Raw genomic sequence first — 22,402 nt, forward strand, 5'->3', positions numbered from 1 at the left:
CCTTGAATTTCGTCGTTCGGGGGGATGAGGTCATCAACGATTTTCTTTGTAAGAGATCTCTCAAAGAGGATGCAGCCAATACATTTTTATGACTGGCTACTTTAACCTGTCGAGACGGTTTTTATCACATAAAACAGTTGGTTAGTTTTTTTATTCAGCGTTAGGTTATTTTTTTATAAAGGGAACTTTCTTGAGGGATTCGAAAATTACTCTATATTTAGAAGGGCAAGGAGCAAGGAAGTCGGTCAGGAAGACAGGCTGCCAGGAAGGCGAAAGGAACACCGCAGGACGCGGTCAGGGACACCTCCCAGGACGGAGATAGTCGAGCGAGTCAGGATGACACGCGGTCAGGATGACCAGGACGCACCGAAGGATCGGGAAGGGGATCACCTTAAGGATAAGGTACAAGTCAAGGACTGCAGGGAGCAATTTGGTTTAAGGATTGAGCCATACGACGACCCAAAAGGGGGTGACATGACGTCACCCCCTTTTTCTATGTAGAGCTTCGGCAAGAAGGGAACATATGAGCGACTGGATCCCGGTTTACGAGGCCGCCAACAGCCTGGAAGCCCACACCCTAAAGGGAGCACTGGAAGTGGTGGGTATCGCTGTGCAGCTGCGGGGCGATGCCCTGTCGGGCGCCCTGGGTGAACTGCCGGCCAATGCGGTGGAAGTGACCCTGCTGATCCGTCCGGTCGATCTGGCGCACGCGCAGCAGGTATTGGCACGATACCGGCAAGGCAGTGAGGGTTCCTGGCAATGCCGACATTGTGGAGAACAGAATGCCGGCAGCTTCGAGATTTGCTGGCAGTGTGGGCATGAGCCCGGTGCCGATGAACAGCAACAGCGCTAGCGTTTTTGTGCCATCAGTTGCTTGAGCCGAGCCCGATGATGGTGCATGGCGAAGGAGCCGAATACCAGCACGGCCAGATAGTCCTTGAGAGTGGGACTGAGCAAACTGGCCACCTGTCTGAGCATCAGCATCTGCAGCAGGTGCATCACCAGCACCACAGCACCCAGTATCAGCGGCAGGGAGCCGACCTCCGCGAACTCCGGGCCGAAAAGGGCATAAAGGATGCCTCCCCAGAACATCAGCATCACCGGCCGCATCAATATATTCAATACTTTCATTTGTTTTGCTCCCGTTGATAAAGCTGATAACAGACCTGGCCGGCTCGTTTGTCCTTCAGGCGCCGCCAGTTGCCGGGCAGGCTCGGCTCGTTTGAGGTCTGCTCCCGCTCGATATAAATCATGGCTTCCGGGGCCAGCCAGCCATCTTGTTCCAATCGCGTACACACCTGTGACAGCAGATCCTGATGAAACGGAGGATCGAGAAAAACCAGATCAAAGGATTCGGGGCTACCCGTCAAATAGGTCTGGGCGTCGCTGTTGACCACTTTCCCCTCGGCTCCGGACAGGCTGGCCAGGTTGAGCTCCAATTGACGGGCGATCCTGACTTCTTTTTCCACCATCACCAAGCGTTTTGCTCCCCTGGACAGGGCCTCAAAGCCCAGGCTGCCGCTGCCGGCAAACAAGTCCAGACAGACAGTGCCCCTGATATCGAACATCAACCAGTTAAACAGGGTTTCCTTCACTCGATCCGAGGTGGGCCTGAGTCCTTTGCTGTTGAGGACCGGTAACTTGCGGCCTCGCCATTGGCCGCCGATAAGACGGATTTGGCCCACGTCCGCAGACGGTTTCTTTACCTGTTTTGCTTTGACCATCACGTTTCGCCGTCTTTCAATAAAGTGCTAGTATAAGGCGGTTTTTCACCCCTAAGGGGCGAGTATTCTAATTAAGGGGCAAGGCCTTGGCCAGCCGGAGCTCGGCCGTCGCGGAAAATCCGAGGAAAGTTTTAATCCGGTGGGTGCGGAGCGCGCTGGTAGAGCCCATGGCTCGATGCTGACGAGCCTTGCCAGCAGGCGATAACTTGTCCGATGTCCCCCAGACTAGTGAGTAACAACAGGATGGCGAAGAAAGGTTTTTTTTCATGGTTGGGCTTTGGCAAAAATAAAGAGCCGCAACCGGAAGCAATTGAAGAGCAACAGACACCGGCAGCCGAGCCCGAAAAGCCGGCTACCGAACCCCTGGAGTCAGAGGTAGAGGTTACGGCAGCGCTGGAAGTGGAAGAAGCCCTGCTGGAGCAACGGGCTGAGGCCGAAGTCCAGGCGGCGGAAGAGGCGCGGCTGGCGGCCGAAGCCCAGGCGGCGGAAGAGGCGCGGCTGGCGGCCGAAGCCCAGGCGGCGGAAGAGGCGCGGCTGGCGGCCGAGGCCCAGGCGGCGGAAGAGGCGCGGCAGGCGGCCGAAGCCCAGGCGGCGGAAGAGGCACGGCTGGCGGCCGAAGCCCAGGCGGCGGAAGAGGCACGGCTGGCGGCCGAAGCCCAGGCGGCGGAAGAGGCACGGCTGGCGGCCGAAGCTCAGGCGGCGGAAGAGGCACGGCTGGCGGCCGAAGCCCAGGCGGCGGAAGAGGCACGGCAGGCGGCCGAAGCTCAGGCGGCGGAAGAGGCACGGCTGGCGGCCGAAGCCCAGGCGGCGGAAGAGGCACGGCTGGCGGCCGAAGCCCAGGCGGCGGAAGAGGCACGGCTGGCGGCCGAAGCCCAGGCGGCGGAAGAGGCACGGCAGGCGGCCGAGGCCCAGGCGGCGGAAGGGGCGAAAGCTGCGGCCCAGGCCGAAGCCAAGGCACCCAAGCAGGGCTTTTTCGCACGCCTTAAACAGGGTCTGGTCAAGACCCGGCAGAACCTGGGTTCCGGCTTCTTCGGACTGTTCCGTGGCAAGAAGATCGATGATGAGCTGTTTGAGGAGCTGGAGACCCAGTTGCTCACTGCCGATCTGGGGGTGGAAACCACCATGTCTATTATCGACAATCTCACCCGTCAGGCCAGCCGGCGCCAGTTGAAGGACGGCGAAGCCCTCTATGAGTTATTGAAAGAGGATATGGGCGATATTCTCGCCAAAGTGGATCAGCCCTTGGAAATCGACAGTAGCCATCAGCCCTATGTTATTTTAATGGTGGGGGTCAACGGAGTGGGCAAGACCACGACCATCGGTAAGCTGGCGCGCCAGTTTCAGGCCGAGGGCAAATCGGTGATGCTGGCTGCGGGGGACACCTTCCGGGCGGCGGCTGTCGAGCAGCTGCAGGTATGGGGTGAGCGCAACCAGATCCCGGTGGTGGCCCAGCACACGGGAGCCGATGCCGCCTCGGTGATTTTCGATGCGGTGCAGGCGGCCAAGGCCCGTAAGATAGATGTGCTGATCGCCGATACCGCCGGCAGGCTGCAAAACAAGGCTCACCTGATGGAAGAGCTGAAGAAAATCGTGAGGGTCATGAAAAAAGTCGATGACCAGGCACCCCACGAAATCATGCTCACCCTCGACGCCGGCACGGGGCAGAACGCGCTCAGCCAAGCCAAGATCTTTAACGATGCGGTGCCTATTACCGGCATAGTGCTGAGCAAGCTCGACGGTACCGCCAAAGGGGGGGTGATCTTTGCCATTGCCGATAAATTCAGTATACCTATCCGCTATATCGGTGTGGGTGAAAAGATAGAAGACCTGCGTCCCTTCAATTCGCGGGAATTTATCGATGCGTTGTTCAGCCGGGAAGACTAAATGATTCGCTTTGAGCAGGTTAGCAAGGTATACAGCGGTGGATTTCAGGCCCTGCAAAAGGTGGACTTTCACCTGGCCAAGGGGGAAATGGCGTACCTGACCGGCCACTCGGGAGCCGGTAAAAGCACCCTGCTCAAGTTGATCAGCGTTATGGAGCGACCTTCCGACGGGCGGGTGTTCTTCAATAACCAGGATGTCAGCCGGATCCGGCGCAGCCAGATCCCCTTTGTCCGTCGGCGTATCGGCATGATTTTCCAGGATTACCAGCTGATTAATACGCGTAGTGTCTTCGATAATGTGGCCCTGCCGCTGGTGATCGACGGTTATCGCCACCAGGATATTCGCCGGCGGGTGTCGGCGGCGCTGGACAAGGTCGGCCTGCACGGCAAGGACAGGTACTTCCCGCCCATGCTGTCCGGTGGTGAACAGCAGCGAGTAGGCATCGCCCGTGCCATCGTCAACAAACCCTCCCTGTTGCTGGCGGATGAACCGACCGGCAACCTGGATACCGAACTGTCCATGGAAATTCTGCGCTTGTTCGAATCCTTCAACCGGGTCGGCGTTAGCGTGCTGATTGCCACCCATGATACGGGCTTGATCGACTCATCCCGTTACCGCACCCTGACCTTGAGCGCCGGCCGAATGTTGGCAGGGGAAGCCCGATGAGTAAAACCGGACCCAATCATAGCTGGTATCACCGTTTTGTCATGTACTGGGTGGATCATCTGCGGCAGCTTTTTTCCAGCCTGGGTGAACTATGGCGTACGCCGTTGAGCTCGCTGATGACCATTGCCGTGCTGGGGGTCAGCCTGGCGTTGCCCGCCAGCTTTTATGTGCTGCTGAAGAATGCCGAGTCGGTCAGCCAGCATTGGCAGAGCAAGGCGCAGATCAGCCTGTATCTGCAGCAGGGTGTGACCGGGCAACAGCTTGCCGAGCTCGGGCAAGCCTTGTCCGGGATGGAGGAGCTGGAGACGGTGACCTATATCAGCCCCGAGCAGGGCCTGAATGATTTCAGGGAGGCAGCCGGGTTTGCCGAGGCCCTCTCCCTGCTGGCGGACAATCCCCTGCCGGCGGTCTTTATCCTGAACCTGTCCGAGACCGGGCGCGAGCCTCAGACGGCAGATGCGCTGTTGCAGCAGTTACAGGCCGAGCCTCTGGTGGCCGAGGCCAGGCTCGATATGGCCTGGCTGGCGCGTCTGTCGAGTATTGTCGATCTGCTGCGCCAGGTGGTGGTGGGCCTGGCTGTGCTGTTGTTGGTGGGGGTGTTGCTGGTGGTGAGCAATACCCTACGGCTGAATATCCTCAATAGCCGGCGCGAAATTGAAATCATGAAGCTGGTCGGTGCCACGGATGGTTTTATCCAGCGGCCTTTTCTCTACGTTGGGCTCTGGTATGGCATTATCGGCAGCCTGCTGGCCTGGTGGCTGACCCTGGTAATGGTGTTTTGGCTGAGTCATAAGGTCGGCGTACTGGCGGCGCTCTACAACAGTGATTTCCAGCTGTTTGGGCTGGATCTGCCGGAAAGCCTGCTACTGCTGCTGACCGGCACCCTGCTGAGCCTGCTGGCCTCGGGGTTCTCTGTACGCCGACATATCAGGGCGATAGAGCCGGGCTGAACTTATCGTCCCGGTTGTGGTTCTAACTGCACGGAGAAAGGGCGACCCGGCTTGACATTTAGTGTAGGATACATACATTTTCCGCATGAGTGCGTGCGGCACCGAACAATCATAGTCATTACAGGCTGCCTTGCCGCAGCTGTTCAATACGGAGTCATGTAATGAGCACGAGTTTGATGACGACAGATTTTCAGCGACATTTTGCCCTGGTACCCCAGGGCAGCCTGGAGGCTTATATCCAGGCGGTCAATACCATTCCTGTGCTGACGGCCGAGGAAGAAAAAAGTCTTGCCGAGCGGCTGCAGGATGGCGGCGACCTGTCCTCTGCACGTCAATTGATCATGTCCCACCTGCGTTTTGTGGTGCATATTGCCAAGAGCTATGCGGGGTATGGCCTGCCGCAGGCGGACTTGATCCAGGAGGGCAATATCGGCCTGATGAAGGCGGTAAAACGCTTCGATCCCAAGGTGGGCGTACGCCTGGTTTCTTTTGCGGTACATTGGATCAAGGCCGAAATTCATGAATATGTACTGCGCAACTGGCGAGTGGTCAAGGTGGCCACCACCAAGGCGCAACGCAAGTTGTTCTTCAACCTGCGCAAGTCCAAGAAGCGGCTGGGCTGGTTTAACCAGCAGGAAGTGAACACGGTTGCCGAAAATCTGGGTGTTTCGCCGGCCGAAGTGCTGGAGATGGAGTCCCGGATGAGTGGCCAGGATCAGGCCTTTGATCTGGCATCCGATGACGATGACAAGGACACCAGCTATTCCCCGGTGCATTACCTGGAAGATAAAAGCTCGGACGTGGCTTATCAGGTAGAAGAAGCCGACTGGGAACAGACGGCAAACCGTCGCCTGCAGGCCGCACTGGCGACCCTGGATGAACGCAGTCAGAAGATCATTCAGGCCCGCTGGCTGGACGAGGATGATAAGTCCACGTTGCAGACCCTGGCCGATGAATACGGGGTGTCTGCCGAGCGTATTCGCCAACTGGAAAAAACAGCGTTGAAGAAGCTGAAAACTGCCATGGACGCCTGAGTCCGGTTAGCGTCAAGCAAAGGCCCCATAGGGGCCTTTTTTCCGTCGGCGGCAGAAGTTTTTAATTCGTAACAGTTAGGATAATGCCATGAAAATGTTGGAGCATTTGTTTAAAAATAATCAGGAGTGGGCCGAGCAGATCAAGGCGGAAGACCCAAGTTTTTTTGAAAAACTGTCACTTCAGCAAGCCCCCGAGTATCTTTGGATCGGTTGCTCCGACAGCCGGGTTCCCGCCAACCAGCTGACCGGCCTCTTGCCCGGCGATGTGTTCGTGCACCGCAATGTCGCCAACCTGGTGGTCCACACCGATTTCAACTGCCTGTCCGTAGTGCAGTATGCGGTCGAGGTCCTGAAGGTAAAACACATTATCATTTGCGGCCATTACGGTTGCGGTGGTATCAGGGCCGCCATGCATAACCAGGAGCTGGGGCTGATCGACAACTGGCTGCGCAATATCAAGGACATCTGCCACAAGCACGAGGAAGCCCTGCAGGCCATCACGGACGAGCAGCTGCGGGAAGACTACATGTGTGAACTCAATGTGGTCGAACAGGTTGCCAACCTGTGCCATACCACCATAGTGCAGAATGCCTGGAAACAGGGCCAGCCGCTGTCGGTACACGGTTGGGTGTACGGCATCAAGGATGGCAAGCTGCATGACCTGGATGTATGTGTCAACGGCTCCGAACAAATACCCGATGTGTATCGCATCGTCCGCCAGCGTATATTGGGCAAAAACAGCTAGGCGAATAGCCTTAACTTGCATGATTAGGACAGCTTAATGAAACGTGAATTGGCCATCGAATTTTCCCGGGTGACCGAAGCGGCTGCCCTGGCCGGCTATAAATGGTTGGGTCGAGGCGACAAGAATACTGCCGATGGTGCCGCTGTGGCCGCCATGCGGCATGTATTGAACCAGATCGAGATCAGCGGCGAAATCGTGATCGGCGAGGGTGAAATCGATGAGGCACCCATGCTTTACATAGGTGAGCAGGTTGGCCTGGGCGGTGAAGAAGTGGATATCGCCGTGGATCCTATCGAAGGCACCCGGATGACAGCCATGGGTCAGTCCAATGCCCTGGCGGTGATGGCGGTGGCCGAGAAGGGAGGCTTCTTGCGTGCCCCCGACATGTATATGGAGAAGCTGATCGTGGGTGCAGGAGCCAAGGGCGCCATCGATCTGAACAAATCGCTTGAACAGAATATCAAGGCGGTGGCCAAGGCGCTGAACAAGCCGCTATCTCGCTTTACCGTGATCACCCTGGCCAAGCCCCGCCATGACAAGGCGATCAAGACCATGCAGGCGCTGGGCGTACGGGTGTTCGCCATTCCCGACGGCGATGTGGCCGCTTCCATCCTGGCCTGTATCCCCGAGAGCGAAGTGGACATGCTCTATGGCATCGGCGGTGCTCCCGAGGGGGTGGTGTCGGCGGCAGTGATCCGTGCCCTTGATGGCGATATGCAGGCACGCCTGCTGCCCCGGCACGAGGTCAAGGGCGTGACCGAGGAAAACCTGGCGTTGGGTCAGCAAGAGATTGAGCGTTGCAGGGAAATGGGTATCCAGGTGGGCAAGGTGCTCAGGCTGGAAGACATGGCCCGTACCGATAATGTGATCTTCGCGGCCACCGGTATTACTAAGGGCGATCTGCTGGAGGGCATCACCAGCGATGGCAAGTATGCCCATACCGAGACCCTGGTGATCCGCGGCAAGTCGCGTACCATCCGCCGTATCCGCTCGACCCATATACTGTCACGCAAGGATCCGGCCCTGCAGGCCATTATACTGTAATCCTTGGCATTACAGTCGATCCTTCCATTCCCCTGAAGGATACAGCCGAGTCGACCACCGGCGCCAGCGATGGCGCCGGTGGTCGACCATATACGGGTTCACTGCGGGTCGGTGTGCCGAGCCTTCCGGCACCTGGTGCCAACATCGCACCCTGCTGTGTCTTTCTGCTGCTCTGTCCCCATCAGCCGGCTCTGACTGGCCGTCGCGTCTTGTCTCCATTGTTGCCTATGCTGGTCTAACGTTAAGCAAATCACGCCTCAGAAGGGCAAGGCAATGAACTATTGTTTCAAGCGCAGTTACACGGGCCCGGTGCAGGCGGTGATTATGGATTGGGCCGGCACTACGGTCGATTATGGTTCCCTGGCCCCGGTGCGGGCCTTCCAGCGGCTGTTCCTTGGGGAGGGAATCCGGGTTTCCCCGGTCGAGTGCCGGGCCCCCATGGGCAGCGAAAAGCGGGACCATATCCGCCAGATGCTGGAGATGGAGCGGATTCGGGAGTGCTGGCTCCAGAGCAGGAAATCCGCACCGAGCGAGGCGGATATTGACCGTCTCTATCAGGCCTTCATCGGCATCCAGGTCGAGTGTATCCGTGACTGTGCCCAGCTGATCCCGGGCATGGGCGAGGTGGTGGCGGGACTCAAGGGCAAGGGTGTCCGCCTGGCGGCCAATACCGGCTACAGCCGGGACATGATTGCCGAACTGCAGGTGCGTGCCGCCGAGCAGGGCTACCGGCCGGAGGTGGTGATCACCGCTTCCGAGGTCAGCCGCGGGCGCCCATGGCCGGAGATGAGTCTGCAGGCGGCCATTGCCCTTGATGTGAGCGCAGTACAGGCCTGCGTCAAGGTGGATGATACCGGCCCGGGAATAGGGGAAGGGCTGAATGCCGGCATGTGGGCGGTAGCCGTTGCGGTGTCGGGTAATGAGGTTGGGCTGTCGCTGTCCGATTGGCAGGCTCTGGCCGAGGCCGAGCAGGCGCGATTGCGCCGCCAGGCCCATGAACGGCTGGCGGCTGCCGGTGCCCACTATGTGATCGATACCATCGCCGAATTACCCGGGGTGATCGAAGATATCGAGGCCCGTCTGGCTCGGGGAGAGCAGCCCTGAGCCGCAGCCGGGCCTGGGTGTGTTCCTCTACTGTGCATAAATTACGCTAAGGCTGTGCCTACCGCCTTGATCGTGTCCAGTTGGGCTGTGACGAAATTATGAGCCGTCGCGGAACACAGCCTATGTTTTATTGCCGCCCAGGGTCAGGGCCATGGGGTCGAGCAGCTTGCGCAGGCTCTGCTCGTCGAGATCCGTTTGCTCCAGGGCCACTTCCAGTATGGGGCGGCCCTGAGCATAGGCCAACTTGGCAATTTCCGCAGCCCGGGCATAGCCGATAACCGGGTTGAGCGCGGTAACCAGTATCGGGTTTTTGGCCAGGCTACGGGCGATATTGTCTTCATTGACGGTGAAGTCGGCGATGGTGTCGGCCAGCAAGGGACAGGCGTTGCTCAACAGTTTAATCATGATCAGCAGGTTGTTGCCCACCAGGGGCAGCATCACATTGAGCTGGAAATTGCCCGACTGACCCGCGATGGTAACCGCGCTGTCCAGGCCGATCACCTGGGCGGCCACCATGGCTACCGCCTCGGGGATCACCGGATTGACCTTGCCTGGCATGATGGAGGAGCCGGGCTGCAACGCCGGTAGTTGGATTTCGGCCAGGCCGGTGAGCGGACCCGAATTCATCCAGCGTAAGTCGTTGGTGATCTTCATCAGGGCAACCGCCAGGGTCTTGAGTTGGCTCGAGACCTCCACCGCCGTGTCTTGGCTGCCCAGGCTGCAGAAGTAGTTGTCTGCGGGACAAAAATCCAGTCCGGTCTGCTGGTTCAGATACTCACAGGCCAGCTCGGCCTGGGCAGGGTCGGCATTGATGCCGGTACCGATGGCGGTGCCGCCCAAGGCCAGCTGCTGTAGCCGGGATTGCAGGCCTTCCAGCCGTTCGCGGCCATGACGAACCTGGGTGGCCCAGCCACCCAGCTCCTGATCGAAGCGGATGGGCATGGCATCCATCAGGTGTGTACGGCCGGTCTTGACCTGGTGATCAAGCTGTTCCGCCTTGCTGAGGATGGCCTGCTCCAGGGCGAGCAGGGCCGGCAACAGTTGGCGGTTCAGCCCCAGGGCCGCACTGACATGGATGGCTGAGGGGATAATATCGTTGGAACTTTGGCCCATATTGACGTCGTCATTTGCGCCGACGTCGGTACCCAGTGCCTTACCGGCCAGGTGGGCCAGCACTTCGTTGACATTCATGTTGGTACTGGTACCCGATCCGGTCTGGTACACGTCAATGGGGAAGGCATTATCATGCCGGCCCTCGAGCACCGCCCCGGCGGCCCGGATGATGGCATCGGCCTTGTTGTTATCCAGGCGTTCAAGGCGGGCGTTGGCGTGGGCACAGGCGGCCTTGAGCCGAGCCACCGCATGGATAAAGGCCATGGGCATGGGCCGGCCCGAAATGGGAAAATTGTTGATGGCCCTCTGGGTCTGGGCGCCATATAGGGCGTTGGCGGGCACCTGTATCTCGCCCATCGAGTCTCGTTCGGTACGCATTTTCATGGCGATTCCCCTAGTCAGACCACCAGACCTTCCCTCCGGGACCTTGTCTAGCGCCAGACGGCTATATGTTTCATCGCTAATTACCCTGTACTGCTCGGTCCCAAGGAAACCTCATCGGTGGTTAATACACAGAGTAGCTCAGCAGTTGCCCTGTGCCAGTAAATCCCTGTTCCTGCAAGAATGCCATCAGGGCGGGCAGGTTCTCGGCGTTGGCCTGTGAGGTGTCGATTTGCAGCCTGGTCAGCCCGGCGTGTTTGGCGTCTTCCTTGATGTGGCGCAGCAGTTCGCGACCGATGCCGCGGCGGCGGGTCACATCCCGTACTGCTATGTAGGCCAGCCGATCATCCTGACGCCAGGCGAGGGCGACGGCCTTGTCATTAAAGGTGGCGAGATAAAAGCAGGCCTGCCCGGGCAACTGGAAACCGGGGGTGGAGTGCAGTATGAGATCCACATGCGCCTTATGCTGCTCGGGGATCTGGGGCGGGGTATGGATGGTCAATCGCATGATGAACTCCTTGCCGAAAAAAGGGCAGTTTAACATGAAGCGGGGACCGTTCTGAGCGGGATTCGACAAGAGCGGCACAGCGTAGCATCATGAAGGTCCGGTAGAAAAACAACAGTAGCTGGATTGCCATGACATTCGACACCACCCGGCACAATCGCCGCATGACTCACTTCGACGACCACGACTCCTTCTGGCTGTTCGGTTACGGCTCCTTGATCTGGAAGGCGGATTTTCCCTTTATGGAGCGTCGACCGGCCTGGATCAGTGGCTGGAGCCGTCGCTTCTGGCAGGGCTCCCATGATCATCGCGGTACTCCGGACGCCCCCGGGCGGGTGGTAACGCTGATCCCTGAAGCCGATGCACAGTGTTACGGTATGGCCTACCGAATTCGCCCCGACACTCTGGACCAGCTGGATATGCGGGAGAAAAATGGCTATCTGCGCGCACTGGTGCCGGTGCATTTTGATGCCGAGCCGTCGGCGGAAGGGCTGATTTATCTGGCTACCGAGGAAAATGCTGCCTTTCTGGGCGAGGCCCCGTTAACGGAAATGGCCGCCCAGATCGCCTACGCACAAGGCCCCAGTGGCAGCAACCGGGACTATCTGCTCAACCTGGCGCGGGCGCTGGATGAACTGGGGGTGGACGACAATCATGTCTCGGTGCTGGCGGCCTCATTGCCCGGCACCGGAACAAAGTTATAAGCCATAAGTGGTCGGCTGTCAGTTTAATCAAAACACCCCAACCTTGTATTGTTGCAGGTGATATTTTGACGGTTGATATTCACCCGCCTAAGGGCAGGATCTTGCGAGTCAATTTGGGGCCAACAATGGCGGGTGTTGCGCTTACAGCTTGCGGCTGAGAGCATTCAGCAGTTTTTTCAGCGAGGTAATGAGATGGAATGTCGAAGTGGTTGCGGCGCCTGCTGTATCGCCCCCAGTATCAGTGGTCCCATCCCGGGCATGCCCGGCGGCAAGGCGGCAGGCGAGCCCTGTGTTCACTTACTGACGGATTTTCGTTGTGGTTTGTTTGGCAGGGCGGAACGACCGGCGGTATGCGACCGCTTCAAGGCGGCGGCGGATGTCTGTGGTAACAGCCGGGAGCAGGCGGTCTGGCTGCTGACCGAGTTGGAGCTAGCGACGAGCTAGCCAGGCCAGGGGGTCGATGGCCTGACCCTGATGACGGATTTCAAAATAGAGACCGGAGCGGGATTGGCCACCGCTTTCACCGCTCAGGGCAATGGGCTGTCCGGCCGATACCTTGTCGCCGGCCTGCAGTAGCAGCGACTGATTATGGCCATACAGGCTCATATAGCCCTGGCCGTGATCGATGATCATCACCATGCCGAACCCGCTGAGCCAGTCGGCATAGAGTACCTGGCCGCTGGCGATGGCGCGTACCTGCTGACCAACCGGGGTGCCGATCAGTAGTCCTTTCCAGGTGAGCTGGCTGGTACGTGGGCTGCCATAACGGTGGATCAACTGGCCGTTGAGCGGCCAGGGTAATTTGCCCTTGACGGCCCTCAGGCCGGAAAAGTCACCACTGGGAGCCACCACCACAGGGGGCGGACGACGAGTCCCGGCTTCATCCTGATAGTCCTGGTTGCGTGCCGCCCTTTCCCGTTCTGCCTGCTCACGGGCCGCTTTTTCCCTGGCAGCCTGCTCGCGGGCGGCTTTTTCCCGGGCTTCCCTGATTTTCTGTTCCAGCTGCCTGGCGGCCTGCTGCAGGCTGCTTAGCTGCAGGTTGCCCTTGGCCAGGGCGGCATTCAGCGCCTTGGCGGTCTTGCTCCGCTCGTCCTGGGTTTTGCCGAGATGGTCTTGTTCCTGTTGCTGGCGGCTCAGTAGGCGATTGAGTTCGGCCTGGGTGTGTTCGGCCTGGCGACGGTTTTCGGCCAGCTGCTGGCGGGTATGGGCCAGCTCGTGCAGGGCCCGGACCCGAACCTGATTGAGGTGGCTGTAGTAGTGAAGCAGGCGATCGATATCCGCGCTGTCCTGGCCATTGAGCAACAGCTTGAGGTAGTCGTGACGGCCGCTCTGGTAGGCGGCCCTGAGTTGTTCGGCCAGCAGGCTTTGCTGGCGTTCGGCCTGCTGGCCAAGCTCCTGGTGCCGCCGGTTGAGCTGCGCCAGCTCCGCCTGGCTGGCGCTAAGTCGATTGCGGGTGTCGTTCAGGCGGCTGGCCAGGGCTGAAATGGCTTTTTCGTCCTTGGCCAACTGTTGTTGCAGGCGCTTGAGTTGGTCCTGTTGCTGCTTCAGATTCTGTTGCTGACTGGCGATCTGGCCCTGTACATCCTTCAGTTCCTTGCTGTCGTCCGCCCAGGCGCAAGCACCGGCCATCAGGCCGGTGCTCAACAACAGGGTTCGGATCAAACTTCGGGTGCCCATAGGGCCCTGATTATTTCAGAACCATCAAGGGCTTGCCAGTCATTTGCGGGGGGATCTCCATACCCATCAAGGTCAGCATGGTGGGGGCGAGATCCGACAAACGGCCATCAGCCACCGGAGTCGCGTCCCGGCCCACATAAATCAGGGGAACCGGCAGGTTGGTGTGGGCGGTATGGGCCTGACCGGTCTGCTCGTTGACCATCTGTTCGGCATTGCCGTGGTCGGCGGTGATTAGTGCTTCGCCGCCCACTTCTTCCAGCGCCTCGATGACCCGGCCGATGGAGCGATCCACCGCCTCGCAAGCCTGTATTGCTGCCTCGTAGACGCCGGTATGGCCGACCATGTCGCCGTTGGGGTAGTTGCAGATGATCACATCGAACTCGCCGCTTTTGATGGAGGCCACCAGCGTGTCGGTGAGCAATTCCGAGCTCATTTCCGGCTGCAGATCATAGGTAGCCACCTTGGGGCTGGGGATCAGTTCGCGCTGCTCGCCGGGGAAGCAGTCTTCCACACCGCCGTTGAAGAAGAAGGTGACATGGGCATATTTCTCGGTTTCTGAAATACGCAGCTGGGTTTTGTCGTGCTTGGCCAGCCATTCCCCCAGGGTGTTTTCAAGCTGCTCGGGTGGATAGGCACAGCTGGTGTGAATGTTGGCGGCATATTCGGTGAGCATGACAAAATCGCTTAAGTCCGGGTGGCTTGTCCGCTCGAAACCGTCAAAGTCGCTGTCGACAAAGGCACGGGTGATTTCCCGGGCCCGATCGGCGCGGAAGTTCATGAAGATAACCGCATCGCCGTCCTGCATGGTGACCGGCTCGCCGACCACGGTGGCTTTTACGAACTCGTCGTTTTCTTCCCGGGCATAGGCGGCTTGCAGCGCTGCCACGCCCTCGGCGTAGCGGTAGTCGGCCTTGCCTTCGGTCAGCAGCTCATAGGCACTCTGTACCCGGTCCCACCGGTTATCTCTGTCCATGGCGTAATAGCGGCCGATCAGGGAGGCCAGGCGGCCCTTGCCCAGTTCGGCAAACAAGCCGTCGAAGCGTTCGAGCGAGGCCTGGGCTGAGCGAGGCGCCACATCCCGACCATCAAGGAATGCATGTAAATAAATTTCATCGGCGCCACGCTCGGCGGCCAGCTTGATCATGGCGGCAATCTGGTCTTCGTGGCTGTGCACGCCACCGGCAGACAACAGGCCCATGATATGCACCGCCCGGCCCTGGCTCACGGCCCCGTCCACGGCCTTGGTCAGCGCCGGGTTGGTAAAGAAGTCGCCGTCTATGATGGCCTTGTCGATACGGGTCAAATCCTGATAAACGATACGCCCGGCGCCAATGTTGACGTGGCCTACCTCGGAGTTGCCCATCTGTCCGTGCGGCAGGCCCACATCTCCCCCCGAGGTGGAAATCAGGGTAGTAGGACGGCTCTGCATCAGCTGGTCGAGTACGGGAGTATTGGCGGCGAGAATGGCATTGTGCTCGGTCTTTTCACTGTAGCCCCAGCCGTCCAGGATGATGAGAGCCAATGGCTTCTTGGTTGCGCTCATGGTGTTAATCCTATTGTTTGATGATGTGAATAAAACTGAATTTGTTGGTTATATTACTACAATTGCCTATTTCGTCGCCAGACTTGAAATCAGGGGATTGACCGATTGCCGGCCCGGTCAGGACGGTTCGTTCGTCCCGGCTTCGACCGAGGTTCGGGCTGTTATTTGACGTTGCCCCATGTATACTCGGGCTTTTCCGAATATTCCCTTAGAAGAAGTAAACCATGCAAGAGTACATTGACTTTGCCGCCAATCATACCCTGCTGACCATGGCCTGGCTGGGCCTGGCCGGTGCCGTGATCTATATGTCGGTCATGTCCAAGCTGACCAAGGTAACCGTGGTCGGTTCCCAGCAGGCCGTGATGCTGATTAACAAGCAGGACGCCGTGGTGGTGGATATCCGCTCCGCCGAGGAGTTCCGCAAGGGCCATATCGCCGGGGCCATTAATGTGCCCAATACTCAGCTCAAGGCCAACAACCTGAACCTGATCGAAAAATACAAGAGTTCCCCTGTGGTACTGGTGTGTGACACCGGTATGACCAGCAGCAGCGCCGGCCGGGTGTTGAGCAAGGCCGGTTTCACCCAGGTTTATACCCTGCGCGGCGGTTTGTCCGACTGGCGTAGTCAGAACCTGCCGATTACCAAACGTTAATCTCCACTATTTGACAGCATACCTATAAGGATATCTTCATGGCTGAAGCAGCAAACGGTGCCAACGCTCAACCTGAACAGCAGGTTGAATTCCAGATCCAGCGCGTTTACGTGAAGGATGTTTCCTTCGAAACCCCGGGTACTCCGATGGTGTTCCAGAAAGAATGGACCCCGGACGTCAAGCTGGACCTGGATACCAAGAGCGCCCGCCTGGGTGACAATGTCTTTGAAGTCGTGCTGACCCTGACCGTCACCTGCAAGCTGAATGAAGAAGAGATCGCCTTCCTGTGCGAAGTACAGCAGGCCGGTATCTTCACCATCGGTAATATGGCCGAACCGCAGCTGGCCCACTGCCTGGGTTCCTTCTGCCCCAACATACTGTTCCCCTATGCCCGCGAAGTGGTATCCAGCCTGGTGAGCAAGGGTTCTTTCCCGCAGCTGAACCTGGCGCCGGTGAACTTCGACGCCTTGTTTGCCGCCCATGTGCAACGCGCGGCCCAGCAGCCACAGGCGGATGCCTGATATGAAAGCGGATGCCGCCATCTCAGTACTGGGTGCCGGCTCCTATGGCACAGCACTGGCCATTGCCTTGGCCCGCAATGGTCATCGCACCCTGTTGTGGGGTCACAGGCCCGAGCAGGTTGCCACTCTGGCCAGCGACCGGTGTAACAAGGTCTTTTTGCCGGATGTAAATTTCCCAGACAGCCTGGAACCGGAAGCGGATTTGGCGAAGGCAGTGCAGGCCAGTCGCGACCTGTTGCTGGTGGTGCCCAGTCATGTCTTTGCCGGGCTGCTCAAGCAGCTCAAGCCCCATCTCAGGGACGACAGCCGTATCGCCTGGGCGACCAAGGGCCTGGACCCCGAATCTGGTTGCCTGTTGCAGGATGTCGCCCGGCAGATACTGGGCGAGCAGATCCCGCTGGCGGTGTTATCCGGCCCTACCTTTGCCAGAGAACTGGCCATGGGCCTGCCCACGGCGATTTCCCTGGCGTCGACCGATGCCGACTTTGCCCGGGATCTCTCCGACCAGCTGCACTGTGGCCGTTCGTTCCGGGTCTACAGCAATACCGATATGGTCGGCCTGCAGCTGGGTGGCGCGGTCAAGAATGTGATCGCCATTGGCGCGGGGTTGTCGGACGGACTGGGCTTTGGCGCCAATGCGCGTACCGCCCTGATCACCCGAGGGCTGGTCGAGTTGCAGCGCCTGGGAGTAGCGCTGGGTGCCGAACAGGAAACTTTTATGGGGATGGCCGGTCTCGGCGACCTGGTGCTGACCTGCACCGACAACCAGTCCCGTAACCGCCGCTTCGGCCTGGCCCTGGGTCAGGGCCAGGACGTGCAGACCGCTATCAGCGGAATAGGCCAAGTGGTGGAGGGTTATCGCAACGCCGATGAGGTACACCAGCTGGCCGCCCGTCATGGGGTGGAAATGCCCATCTGTGAGCAGGTATATCAGGTGCTGTACCAGGGCAAGAATGCCAGGGATGCGGCGCTGGACCTGCTGGGACGGGATCGCAAAGCGGAATAACGCTGTCGAAGCCGGCGGTTCTGCGGATCGGTAGCATGCCTCCAGACAGCTCCGGCGGGCAACGCTGATGCGTATACAGGCGGACAAGGGGCACGGTTATGCCGACCGGCAGCAGTCATATATGGCTGCTGCGAGTATGGATGGGTGCGTCGAGTTGGCCCTGTGGCCGGATTTCCGTGGTTATCAGGTGTAGTCGACAAATAAAAGGGGAGCCATCGCGGCTCCCCTTTTGCATTTCTTTCGGCGGCTCAGTAGTAGGAGTGGTCGCCGCGCTCATGCTCGGTGGCATCGCGCACGCCGGTCAGTTCACCGGGGAACAGTTCCAGCAGCTGCTTTTCGATGCCTTCTTTCAGGGTATAGTCGACCATGGAGCAGCCATTACAGCCACCGCCGAACTGCAGAATGGCCACGCCATCTTCGGTGATTTCGGTCAATACCACCTTGCCGCCATGACTGGCCAGTCCGGGGTTGATCTGGGACTGCAGCACATACTCTATACGGTCGGCCAGGGGAGCATCGTCCGGCACCTTGCCCATCTTGGCATTGGGTGCCTTCAGGGTCAGTTGTGAGCCCATTTGGTCGCTGACAAAGTCGATATCCGCCGCTTCCAGGAAGGGCGCGCTTTGTGGGTCTACTACAGCCTCGAAACCGTCGAAAGACAGATGCGTGTCGTCATGATCGACGGCATCAGGAGGGCAATAAGAGACACCGCACTCGGCGTTGGGCGTGCCTGGATTGACCACAAAAACACGGATCCTTGTGCCTTCCGGTTGCTGCGACAAGAGCTTGCGGAAGTGACCCTGGGCGGTCTCTGAAATTGTAATCATTGCTATCCTCGTAAACCTGACTAAACAACTCAACTTTTATCATACTCTTGTTGCCGGTCGATGAATAGCGTCAGTGTTCAAGAGTTCGGCACAATGCCCACACTTCGATGACGGCTACGCCCTGCCGACGCAGCAGTCCGGTCAGTTCGTTCATGGTCGAGCCCGTGGTAATCACATCGTCGACCAAGGCGACATGACGGTAGTGCACGGGGGACAGTTGAAAGGCCCGGCGCAGGTTTTGCCGTCGGCGGGTCCGGCTCAGCCTGGCTTGCGCCGGGGTGGCACGAATTCGACGCAGGCTGTGGCAGTCGATGTTCACAGGTAGCCGGCTGGCCAGGCCCCGGGCTATCTCTTCCGCCTGGTTGTACCCCCTTCGCCACCGCCGCCACCAGTGCAACGGCACCGGCAAGATGGCCTCCGGCAGAGGCGGGCTGATCCGTTCGGCCAGCAGTTGCCCCAACAGGCGTCCGGCCAGCCGCTGGCGTTGGTACTTGAGTCGCTGGATCAGTTGTTCGAAGGGATATTCATAATCGGCCAGCACCCGCATGCGATCCCAGGCGGGCGGGTGGCGCTGACAATGGCCACAAGTGGCGCCCGGCCGGGGCAGAGGAAAGGCGCATAGTGGGCAGGGATGCTCCAGTTCAGGCAGTTCTTCCCGGCATTGGCGGCAGATCAACGGCTGTTGCCGGCAATCCTGCCGGCAGAGCAGGCACTGCCCCCACCACAGGGAGCCGGATTGTGCGAAGCCGCGTAAGCGTTTTATCATGGGCCAGGTTTTCCGGTTTTTGTTGAGTGTAGATGAGTTTATATATAGAGCGTCGCGGGCAGGGACCCGATCTGGTGCTGTTGCACGGCTGGGGCATGAACGGGGCTGTCTGGCATTCATTTGCCGAGTGGCTGGAGCAGGACTTTTGCCTGCATATGATCGATCTGCCCGGTTTCGGCGAAAGCCCGGCCCTGTCGGCAGATGCGAATCTGCAAGACTGGGCCCAGGCGGTGCTGGAGGTGATGCCCGAGCAGGCCAGCCTGCTGGGCTGGTCGCTGGGGGGGCTGATCGCCACCGAGCTGGCGGCGCGCCAGCCCCGGCGGGTGCGACATCTGGTGACCCTGGCCAGCTCTCCCCGGTTTGTGGCCGAGCCGGACTGGCCCGGCATCAAGCCGGAGGTACTGGCGGAGTTTGAGCGGCAACTGGCCGACGACCACATGCAGGTGGTCAACCGTTTTCTGGCGCTGCAGGCCATGGGCAGCGAGCATGCCCGGGAAGATATCCGCCGGCTGCGTGACAGCCTGAGCCGCAAGCCGGGCCCGGATCCCCTGGCGTTGGCTGCAGGTCTGGCGCTGCTGGGAAGTGTTGATCTGCGGGATTCGCTGACGTCACTGGAGCCGCCCCTGTTACGACTTTACGGCCGGCTGGACGGCCTGGTGCCAAGGAAGACGGCAGCCTTGGTTGACATACTGGCGCCTGCCAGCCAGAGCCATATCGAGGCCAAGGCCTCCCATGCCCCCTTTATATCCCACCCGGAGGCCACGGCGCGTGTTATCCGGGAGTTCCTGCTGGGCTGAGTTTTTTGGAGTGCCACTGATGAACAATTAAGCATGTCTGACCGTTAAAATAAGGGACCCTGACCCTGGTGAGCCGGTCAGGATGCCTTATAGCGGCATTCAACATGAATAACCGGGTCATGAGCAACAGGGTGATGCATCGATGCGTCCGGGCGGGTCAGTGAATATTGGTTGTGCAGCTGCACTATACTGGGAACGACCACAAGGAGGTGCATGCCATGACTACCTTTACCCTCAAGCTCAAGCGAAAAGAATCCATCGCCGACGGTACCCTGGCGTTCTATTTCGACAGGCCGGCAGGCTTTGATTTTCAGGCCGGCCAATGTGCCCGTCTGGGTCTGATTGATCCGCCGGAAACCGATGAGGAGGGCAACGGTCGTATCTTCTCGCTGGCAGGTGCTCCTTACGAACAGGGGCTGATGGTAGCTACCCGGGTACGGGACAGCGCCTTCAAGCGGGTATTGAGTGCCATGGCGCCGGGTGAGGAGCTGACCCTGAAAGGACCCTATGGTTCTTATACTTTGCATAACAAGGCCGAAACGCCGGCGGTGTTTATTACTGGCGGCATCGGTGTGACCCCGGTAAGAAGCATGATACTGCAGGCCCTGCACGACGAGGCCGGTCATCGGCTGACAGTATTTTACGCCAACCGACGACCCGAGGACGCCGCCTTTCTGGATGAACTGACCCGGGCCTGTGCAGAGCACGCCAACTGCACACTTATTGCCACCATGACCCAGATGGATAAATCACGGCGCGACTGGCAGGGGGAAACCGGGTATATCGATCAGGCCATGCTGAGACGCTATCTGGATGATTTGTCGCGGCCTGTCTTTTATCTGGATGGTCCGCCGGCCATGGTCAAGGCCATGCGCCAGATGCTGAACGAGTCTGGAGTCGACGAGGATAATATCCGTACCGAGGAATTTGCTGGTTACTGATCCACCGTGGATCCGCTGGTTGCCGGCCGCCATGGACGGCCCGGCCCTGGTGGTCTCCTGGGGCCTGACCTACCCTTAGCGTATATGTGCTTCAGGATTGGACGCAACTGTGATGACGGGGTTGGTGTCCTGCCGTTTTGCGCCATGAGGGCCGTTGCCATGGTCGAGCTTCCCATTCATCTGCTGCTGATAGAAGACAATCCGCTCCATAGCCGGCTGGTCCTTCAATTGCTCAAGGCCGACACCCAGCTGCAGTGCGAGGTCGAGGCGGTTGAATGCCTGGCCGATGGCCTGGATATACTCGAGCGCGGAGACGTGGATCTGGTGTTGTTGGATTTGGTGCTGCCCGACAGCCAGGAGCTGGAAACCCTGTTGCGGGTGCGTATGGCGGCCCCGCAGGTGCCGGTGGTTATCCTCACCAGTCTCGACGACGTCAAGCTGGCCGCACGGGCGGTGGAGTCCGGCGCCTACGACTACCTGGTCAAGTCCAGTCTTAAGAGTACCGCCCTGAGTCGTTCGATTCGTTATACCCTTTCACGGGCCCGGGCCCGGGGGGGCGAGTGGGATTCCCCCATGTTCCGGCTGGCCCAGCAGCAATTTCTCAAAGCTGCCCAGTATATGGATCTGGACGATAATATCCGCCAGCGGTTGTTGTTTCCGCAGCGTACCCAGATGGTGTCTTTTCCCTTCTTCCGTGATGACAGATCCCAGGTGGAAACCGTGTTCGGTTACCGGGTACAGCATGTACTGTCGATGGGGCCGACCAAGGGCGGGATCCGCTACCACCAGGACGTCGATCTGGGTGAGGTAGCGGCCCTGGCAATGTGGATGACCTGGAAATGCGCCCTGATGAAGCTCCCCTTCGGTGGCGCCAAGGGGGGCGTGCGGGTCGATCCGACCAGCCTCAGCAAACGGGAGCTGCAACGGCTGACCCGGCGCTATACCGCCGAAATCATCGACATCATAGGTCCGGACAAGGATATTCCGGCCCCGGACATGGGCACTGACGAGCAGGTCATGGCTTGGCTGATGGATACCTACAGTCAACAGGTCGGCCATGCGGTCCCGGCGGTGGTGACCGGCAAGCCGGTGGTACTGGGCGGATCCCTGGGGCGTAAGGAGGCAACCGGCCGCGGCCTGGTCTACCTGATCGAGGCCTCGGCGGCACATCTGGGGTTCGAGCTCGGCAAGGCGACCGCCGTGGTGCAGGGCTTCGGTAACGTCGGCAGCTATACCGCCCGTTTCCTCGCGGAGGCGGGAGCGAAGATCATCGGTGTCAGCGACGTCTCTACCGGCCTTTATTGTCCGGAAGGACTGTCGGTGGCGGACCTGCTCGCCTATGTCGCCGAACATCGGGTGCTGGCGGGGTATCCGGGCGCCGAACCGATCAGCAATCAGGCGCTGCTGGAGCTCGATTGCGACGTGCTGGCGCTGGCGGCCCTGCAGAACCAGGTGACGGTTGAAAACGCCGGACGGATCAACTGCCGACTGTTGGCCGAAGGGGCCAACGGTCCGACCATGCTGGAGGCCGACGAGATCCTGTTCGAGCGGGGCATATTCGTGCTGCCCGACATTCTCGGTAATGCCGGCGGTGTTACCGTATCCTATTTCGAATGGGTGCAAGGTATGCAGAACCTGACCTGGACCCTGGAGGAAATCAACGGCCGCCTACAGACGATACTGCTCGATGCCTTCCAGCGTACCTTGCGTCTTGCTCAGGAGAGGAAGCTTGATATGCGTACGGCAGCCTTGATTGAGGGCGTGAAACGGGTCACCGATGCCAAGCTGTTGCGCGGAGTCTTTCCGTAACAGGGGGG

24 protein-coding genes are annotated in these 22,402 nt (G+C 59.4%); 16 read left to right on the forward strand and 8 right to left on the reverse strand.

Going from position 1 to position 22,402, the window contains the following annotated elements:
- Positions 1-523 precede the first annotated feature (523 nt).
- Positions 524-853 (forward strand): putative signal transducing protein, encoded by a 330-nt coding sequence (locus tag DCS96_RS13255; protein WP_116474872.1) that lies wholly within the window; start codon positions 524-526, stop codon positions 851-853.
- On the opposite strand, the gene DCS96_RS13260 is transcribed toward DCS96_RS13255, so the two are convergent.
- Positions 850-1,131, reverse strand: coding sequence for a DUF1145 domain-containing protein (locus tag DCS96_RS13260; RefSeq protein WP_116474873.1), 282 nt, complete (start codon positions 1,129-1,131; stop codon positions 850-852). The genes DCS96_RS13255 and DCS96_RS13260 overlap by 4 nt on opposite strands.
- A complete protein-coding gene (rsmD, locus tag DCS96_RS13265) occupies positions 1,128-1,724 on the reverse strand; it encodes a 16S rRNA (guanine(966)-N(2))-methyltransferase RsmD (RefSeq protein ID WP_116474874.1) in 597 nt (198 codons plus the stop codon). The genes DCS96_RS13260 and rsmD overlap by 4 nt, the downstream gene beginning before the upstream one ends.
- Before the next feature lie 243 nt (positions 1,725-1,967).
- On the opposite strand from rsmD, the gene ftsY reads away from it, so the two are divergent.
- The 7 genes from ftsY to phnX all read left to right on the forward strand — a co-directional run bounded on the left by ftsY (position 1,968) and on the right by phnX (position 9,151).
- Entirely contained in the window at positions 1,968-3,608 is a 1,641-nt protein-coding gene (gene ftsY / locus DCS96_RS13270; RefSeq protein ID WP_116474875.1) for a signal recognition particle-docking protein FtsY, read from the forward strand.
- On the forward strand, positions 3,609-4,274 hold the full coding sequence (gene ftsE, locus DCS96_RS13275; protein ID WP_116474876.1) for a cell division ATP-binding protein FtsE: 666 nt from the start codon (positions 3,609-3,611) through the stop codon (positions 4,272-4,274).
- Positions 4,271-5,224, forward strand: coding sequence for a permease-like cell division protein FtsX (gene ftsX / locus DCS96_RS13280; RefSeq protein WP_232818279.1), 954 nt, complete (start codon positions 4,271-4,273; stop codon positions 5,222-5,224). The genes ftsE and ftsX overlap by 4 nt, the downstream gene beginning before the upstream one ends.
- A 176-nt stretch (positions 5,225-5,400) precedes the next feature.
- Positions 5,401-6,258 carry an RNA polymerase sigma factor RpoH gene (rpoH, locus tag DCS96_RS13285; protein ID WP_116475029.1) on the forward strand — a complete coding sequence of 286 codons (858 nt, stop codon included), beginning with the start codon at positions 5,401-5,403 and terminating at the stop codon, positions 6,256-6,258.
- Between the two features lie 88 nt (positions 6,259-6,346).
- Positions 6,347-7,003: a carbonate dehydratase gene (gene can, locus DCS96_RS13290; RefSeq protein WP_116474877.1), complete on the forward strand. Its 657-nt coding sequence runs from the start codon at positions 6,347-6,349 to the stop codon at positions 7,001-7,003.
- A gap of 36 nt (positions 7,004-7,039) precedes the next feature.
- Positions 7,040-8,047 (forward strand): class II fructose-bisphosphatase, encoded by a 1,008-nt coding sequence (gene glpX, locus DCS96_RS13295; RefSeq protein WP_116474878.1) that lies wholly within the window; start codon positions 7,040-7,042, stop codon positions 8,045-8,047.
- Positions 8,048-8,320: 273 nt separating this feature from the next.
- The gene (gene phnX / locus DCS96_RS13300) at positions 8,321-9,151 is read left to right on the forward strand and encodes a phosphonoacetaldehyde hydrolase (RefSeq protein ID WP_116474879.1); all 831 of its coding nucleotides are present in this window, start codon (positions 8,321-8,323) and stop codon (positions 9,149-9,151) included.
- Positions 9,152-9,271: 120 nt separating this feature from the next.
- Here the strand turns inward: phnX and DCS96_RS13305 are convergent, their stop codons facing one another.
- A complete protein-coding gene (locus DCS96_RS13305; RefSeq protein ID WP_116474880.1) occupies positions 9,272-10,648 on the reverse strand; it encodes a class II fumarate hydratase in 1,377 nt (458 codons plus the stop codon).
- A 121-nt stretch (positions 10,649-10,769) separates the two neighbouring features.
- A complete protein-coding gene (locus DCS96_RS13310; protein ID WP_116474881.1) occupies positions 10,770-11,153 on the reverse strand; it encodes a GNAT family N-acetyltransferase in 384 nt (127 codons plus the stop codon).
- A gap of 128 nt (positions 11,154-11,281) precedes the next feature.
- Here DCS96_RS13310 and DCS96_RS13315 point away from each other — a divergent pair, with 128 nt between their 5' ends.
- A complete protein-coding gene (locus DCS96_RS13315; RefSeq protein ID WP_116474882.1) occupies positions 11,282-11,854 on the forward strand; it encodes a gamma-glutamylcyclotransferase in 573 nt (190 codons plus the stop codon).
- 192 nt (positions 11,855-12,046) lie between these two features.
- Positions 12,047-12,298 (forward strand): YkgJ family cysteine cluster protein, encoded by a 252-nt coding sequence (locus tag DCS96_RS18625; protein WP_157953638.1) that lies wholly within the window; start codon positions 12,047-12,049, stop codon positions 12,296-12,298.
- Here DCS96_RS18625 and envC read toward each other — a convergent pair.
- Entirely contained in the window at positions 12,284-13,531 is a 1,248-nt protein-coding gene (gene envC, locus DCS96_RS13320) for a murein hydrolase activator EnvC (RefSeq protein ID WP_116474883.1), read from the reverse strand. The genes DCS96_RS18625 and envC overlap by 15 nt on opposite strands.
- A 10-nt stretch (positions 13,532-13,541) precedes the next feature.
- Positions 13,542-15,074, reverse strand: a complete 1,533-nt coding sequence (gpmM, locus tag DCS96_RS13325; RefSeq protein WP_116474884.1) for a 2,3-bisphosphoglycerate-independent phosphoglycerate mutase — start codon at positions 15,072-15,074, stop codon at positions 13,542-13,544.
- Positions 15,075-15,298: 224 nt separating this feature from the next.
- Between gpmM and DCS96_RS13330 the strand changes: the two genes are divergently transcribed.
- Genes DCS96_RS13330 through gpsA form a run of 3 tightly spaced genes read left to right on the forward strand, consistent with a single transcriptional unit; the run spans position 15,299 to position 17,254 of the window.
- Entirely contained in the window at positions 15,299-15,727 is a 429-nt protein-coding gene (locus tag DCS96_RS13330; protein WP_116474885.1) for a rhodanese-like domain-containing protein, read from the forward strand.
- A gap of 38 nt (positions 15,728-15,765) precedes the next feature.
- Complete coding sequence (gene secB / locus DCS96_RS13335) at positions 15,766-16,248, forward strand: protein-export chaperone SecB (protein WP_116474886.1); 483 nt, start codon at positions 15,766-15,768, stop codon at positions 16,246-16,248.
- 1 nt (position 16,249) lies between these two features.
- Positions 16,250-17,254 (forward strand): NAD(P)H-dependent glycerol-3-phosphate dehydrogenase, encoded by a 1,005-nt coding sequence (gpsA, locus tag DCS96_RS13340; protein ID WP_116474887.1) that lies wholly within the window; start codon positions 16,250-16,252, stop codon positions 17,252-17,254.
- A 248-nt stretch (positions 17,255-17,502) separates the two neighbouring features.
- On the opposite strand, the gene nfuA is transcribed toward gpsA, so the two are convergent.
- Entirely contained in the window at positions 17,503-18,081 is a 579-nt protein-coding gene (gene nfuA, locus DCS96_RS13345; RefSeq protein WP_116474888.1) for a Fe-S biogenesis protein NfuA, read from the reverse strand.
- A gap of 70 nt (positions 18,082-18,151) precedes the next feature.
- A complete protein-coding gene (locus DCS96_RS13350) occupies positions 18,152-18,847 on the reverse strand; it encodes a ComF family protein (protein ID WP_116474889.1) in 696 nt (231 codons plus the stop codon).
- Between the two features lie 32 nt (positions 18,848-18,879).
- On the opposite strand from DCS96_RS13350, the gene bioH reads away from it, so the two are divergent.
- The 3 genes from bioH to DCS96_RS13365 all read left to right on the forward strand — a co-directional run bounded on the left by bioH (position 18,880) and on the right by DCS96_RS13365 (position 22,394).
- On the forward strand, positions 18,880-19,644 hold the full coding sequence (gene bioH / locus DCS96_RS13355) for a pimeloyl-ACP methyl ester esterase BioH (RefSeq protein WP_116474890.1): 765 nt from the start codon (positions 18,880-18,882) through the stop codon (positions 19,642-19,644).
- 218 nt (positions 19,645-19,862) lie between these two features.
- Positions 19,863-20,585, forward strand: coding sequence for a ferredoxin--NADP reductase (locus DCS96_RS13360; protein WP_116474891.1), 723 nt, complete (start codon positions 19,863-19,865; stop codon positions 20,583-20,585).
- Positions 20,586-20,744: 159 nt separating this feature from the next.
- Positions 20,745-22,394, forward strand: coding sequence for a Glu/Leu/Phe/Val dehydrogenase dimerization domain-containing protein (locus tag DCS96_RS13365; RefSeq protein ID WP_116475030.1), 1,650 nt, complete (start codon positions 20,745-20,747; stop codon positions 22,392-22,394).
- The last annotated feature ends 8 nt before the right edge of the window (positions 22,395-22,402 follow it).

Origin of the sequence: Zobellella maritima, assembly GCF_003075035.1 — a bacterium.
Lineage (GTDB): Bacteria > Pseudomonadota > Gammaproteobacteria > Enterobacterales > Aeromonadaceae > Oceanimonas > Oceanimonas maritima.

Coding starts and splice junctions, on each gene's coding strand:
- DCS96_RS13305 (WP_116474880.1), bottom strand. CDS start 10,648: ATGAAAATGCGTACCGAACGAGACTCGATGGGCGAGATACAGGTGCCC.
- secB (WP_116474886.1), top strand. CDS start 15,766: ATGGCTGAAGCAGCAAACGGTGCCAACGCTCAACCTGAACAGCAGGTT.
- DCS96_RS13260 (WP_116474873.1), bottom strand. CDS start 1,131: ATGAAAGTATTGAATATATTGATGCGGCCGGTGATGCTGATGTTCTGG.
- rsmD (WP_116474874.1), bottom strand. CDS start 1,724: ATGGTCAAAGCAAAACAGGTAAAGAAACCGTCTGCGGACGTGGGCCAA.
- bioH (WP_116474890.1), top strand. CDS start 18,880: ATGAGTTTATATATAGAGCGTCGCGGGCAGGGACCCGATCTGGTGCTG.
- DCS96_RS13255 (WP_116474872.1), top strand. CDS start 524: ATGAGCGACTGGATCCCGGTTTACGAGGCCGCCAACAGCCTGGAAGCC.
- nfuA (WP_116474888.1), bottom strand. CDS start 18,081: ATGATTACAATTTCAGAGACCGCCCAGGGTCACTTCCGCAAGCTCTTG.
- DCS96_RS13315 (WP_116474882.1), top strand. CDS start 11,282: ATGACATTCGACACCACCCGGCACAATCGCCGCATGACTCACTTCGAC.
- rpoH (WP_116475029.1), top strand. CDS start 5,401: ATGACGACAGATTTTCAGCGACATTTTGCCCTGGTACCCCAGGGCAGC.
- glpX (WP_116474878.1), top strand. CDS start 7,040: ATGAAACGTGAATTGGCCATCGAATTTTCCCGGGTGACCGAAGCGGCT.
- ftsY (WP_116474875.1), top strand. CDS start 1,968: ATGGCGAAGAAAGGTTTTTTTTCATGGTTGGGCTTTGGCAAAAATAAA.
- DCS96_RS13350 (WP_116474889.1), bottom strand. CDS start 18,847: ATGATAAAACGCTTACGCGGCTTCGCACAATCCGGCTCCCTGTGGTGG.
- phnX (WP_116474879.1), top strand. CDS start 8,321: ATGAACTATTGTTTCAAGCGCAGTTACACGGGCCCGGTGCAGGCGGTG.
- DCS96_RS18625 (WP_157953638.1), top strand. CDS start 12,047: ATGGAATGTCGAAGTGGTTGCGGCGCCTGCTGTATCGCCCCCAGTATC.
- DCS96_RS13310 (WP_116474881.1), bottom strand. CDS start 11,153: ATGCGATTGACCATCCATACCCCGCCCCAGATCCCCGAGCAGCATAAG.
- gpmM (WP_116474884.1), bottom strand. CDS start 15,074: ATGAGCGCAACCAAGAAGCCATTGGCTCTCATCATCCTGGACGGCTGG.
- ftsX (WP_232818279.1), top strand. CDS start 4,271: ATGAGTAAAACCGGACCCAATCATAGCTGGTATCACCGTTTTGTCATG.
- envC (WP_116474883.1), bottom strand. CDS start 13,531: ATGGGCACCCGAAGTTTGATCCGAACCCTGTTGTTGAGCACCGGCCTG.
- can (WP_116474877.1), top strand. CDS start 6,347: ATGAAAATGTTGGAGCATTTGTTTAAAAATAATCAGGAGTGGGCCGAG.
- ftsE (WP_116474876.1), top strand. CDS start 3,609: ATGATTCGCTTTGAGCAGGTTAGCAAGGTATACAGCGGTGGATTTCAG.
- DCS96_RS13365 (WP_116475030.1), top strand. CDS start 20,745: ATGGTCGAGCTTCCCATTCATCTGCTGCTGATAGAAGACAATCCGCTC.
- DCS96_RS13330 (WP_116474885.1), top strand. CDS start 15,299: ATGCAAGAGTACATTGACTTTGCCGCCAATCATACCCTGCTGACCATG.
- gpsA (WP_116474887.1), top strand. CDS start 16,250: ATGAAAGCGGATGCCGCCATCTCAGTACTGGGTGCCGGCTCCTATGGC.
- DCS96_RS13360 (WP_116474891.1), top strand. CDS start 19,863: ATGACTACCTTTACCCTCAAGCTCAAGCGAAAAGAATCCATCGCCGAC.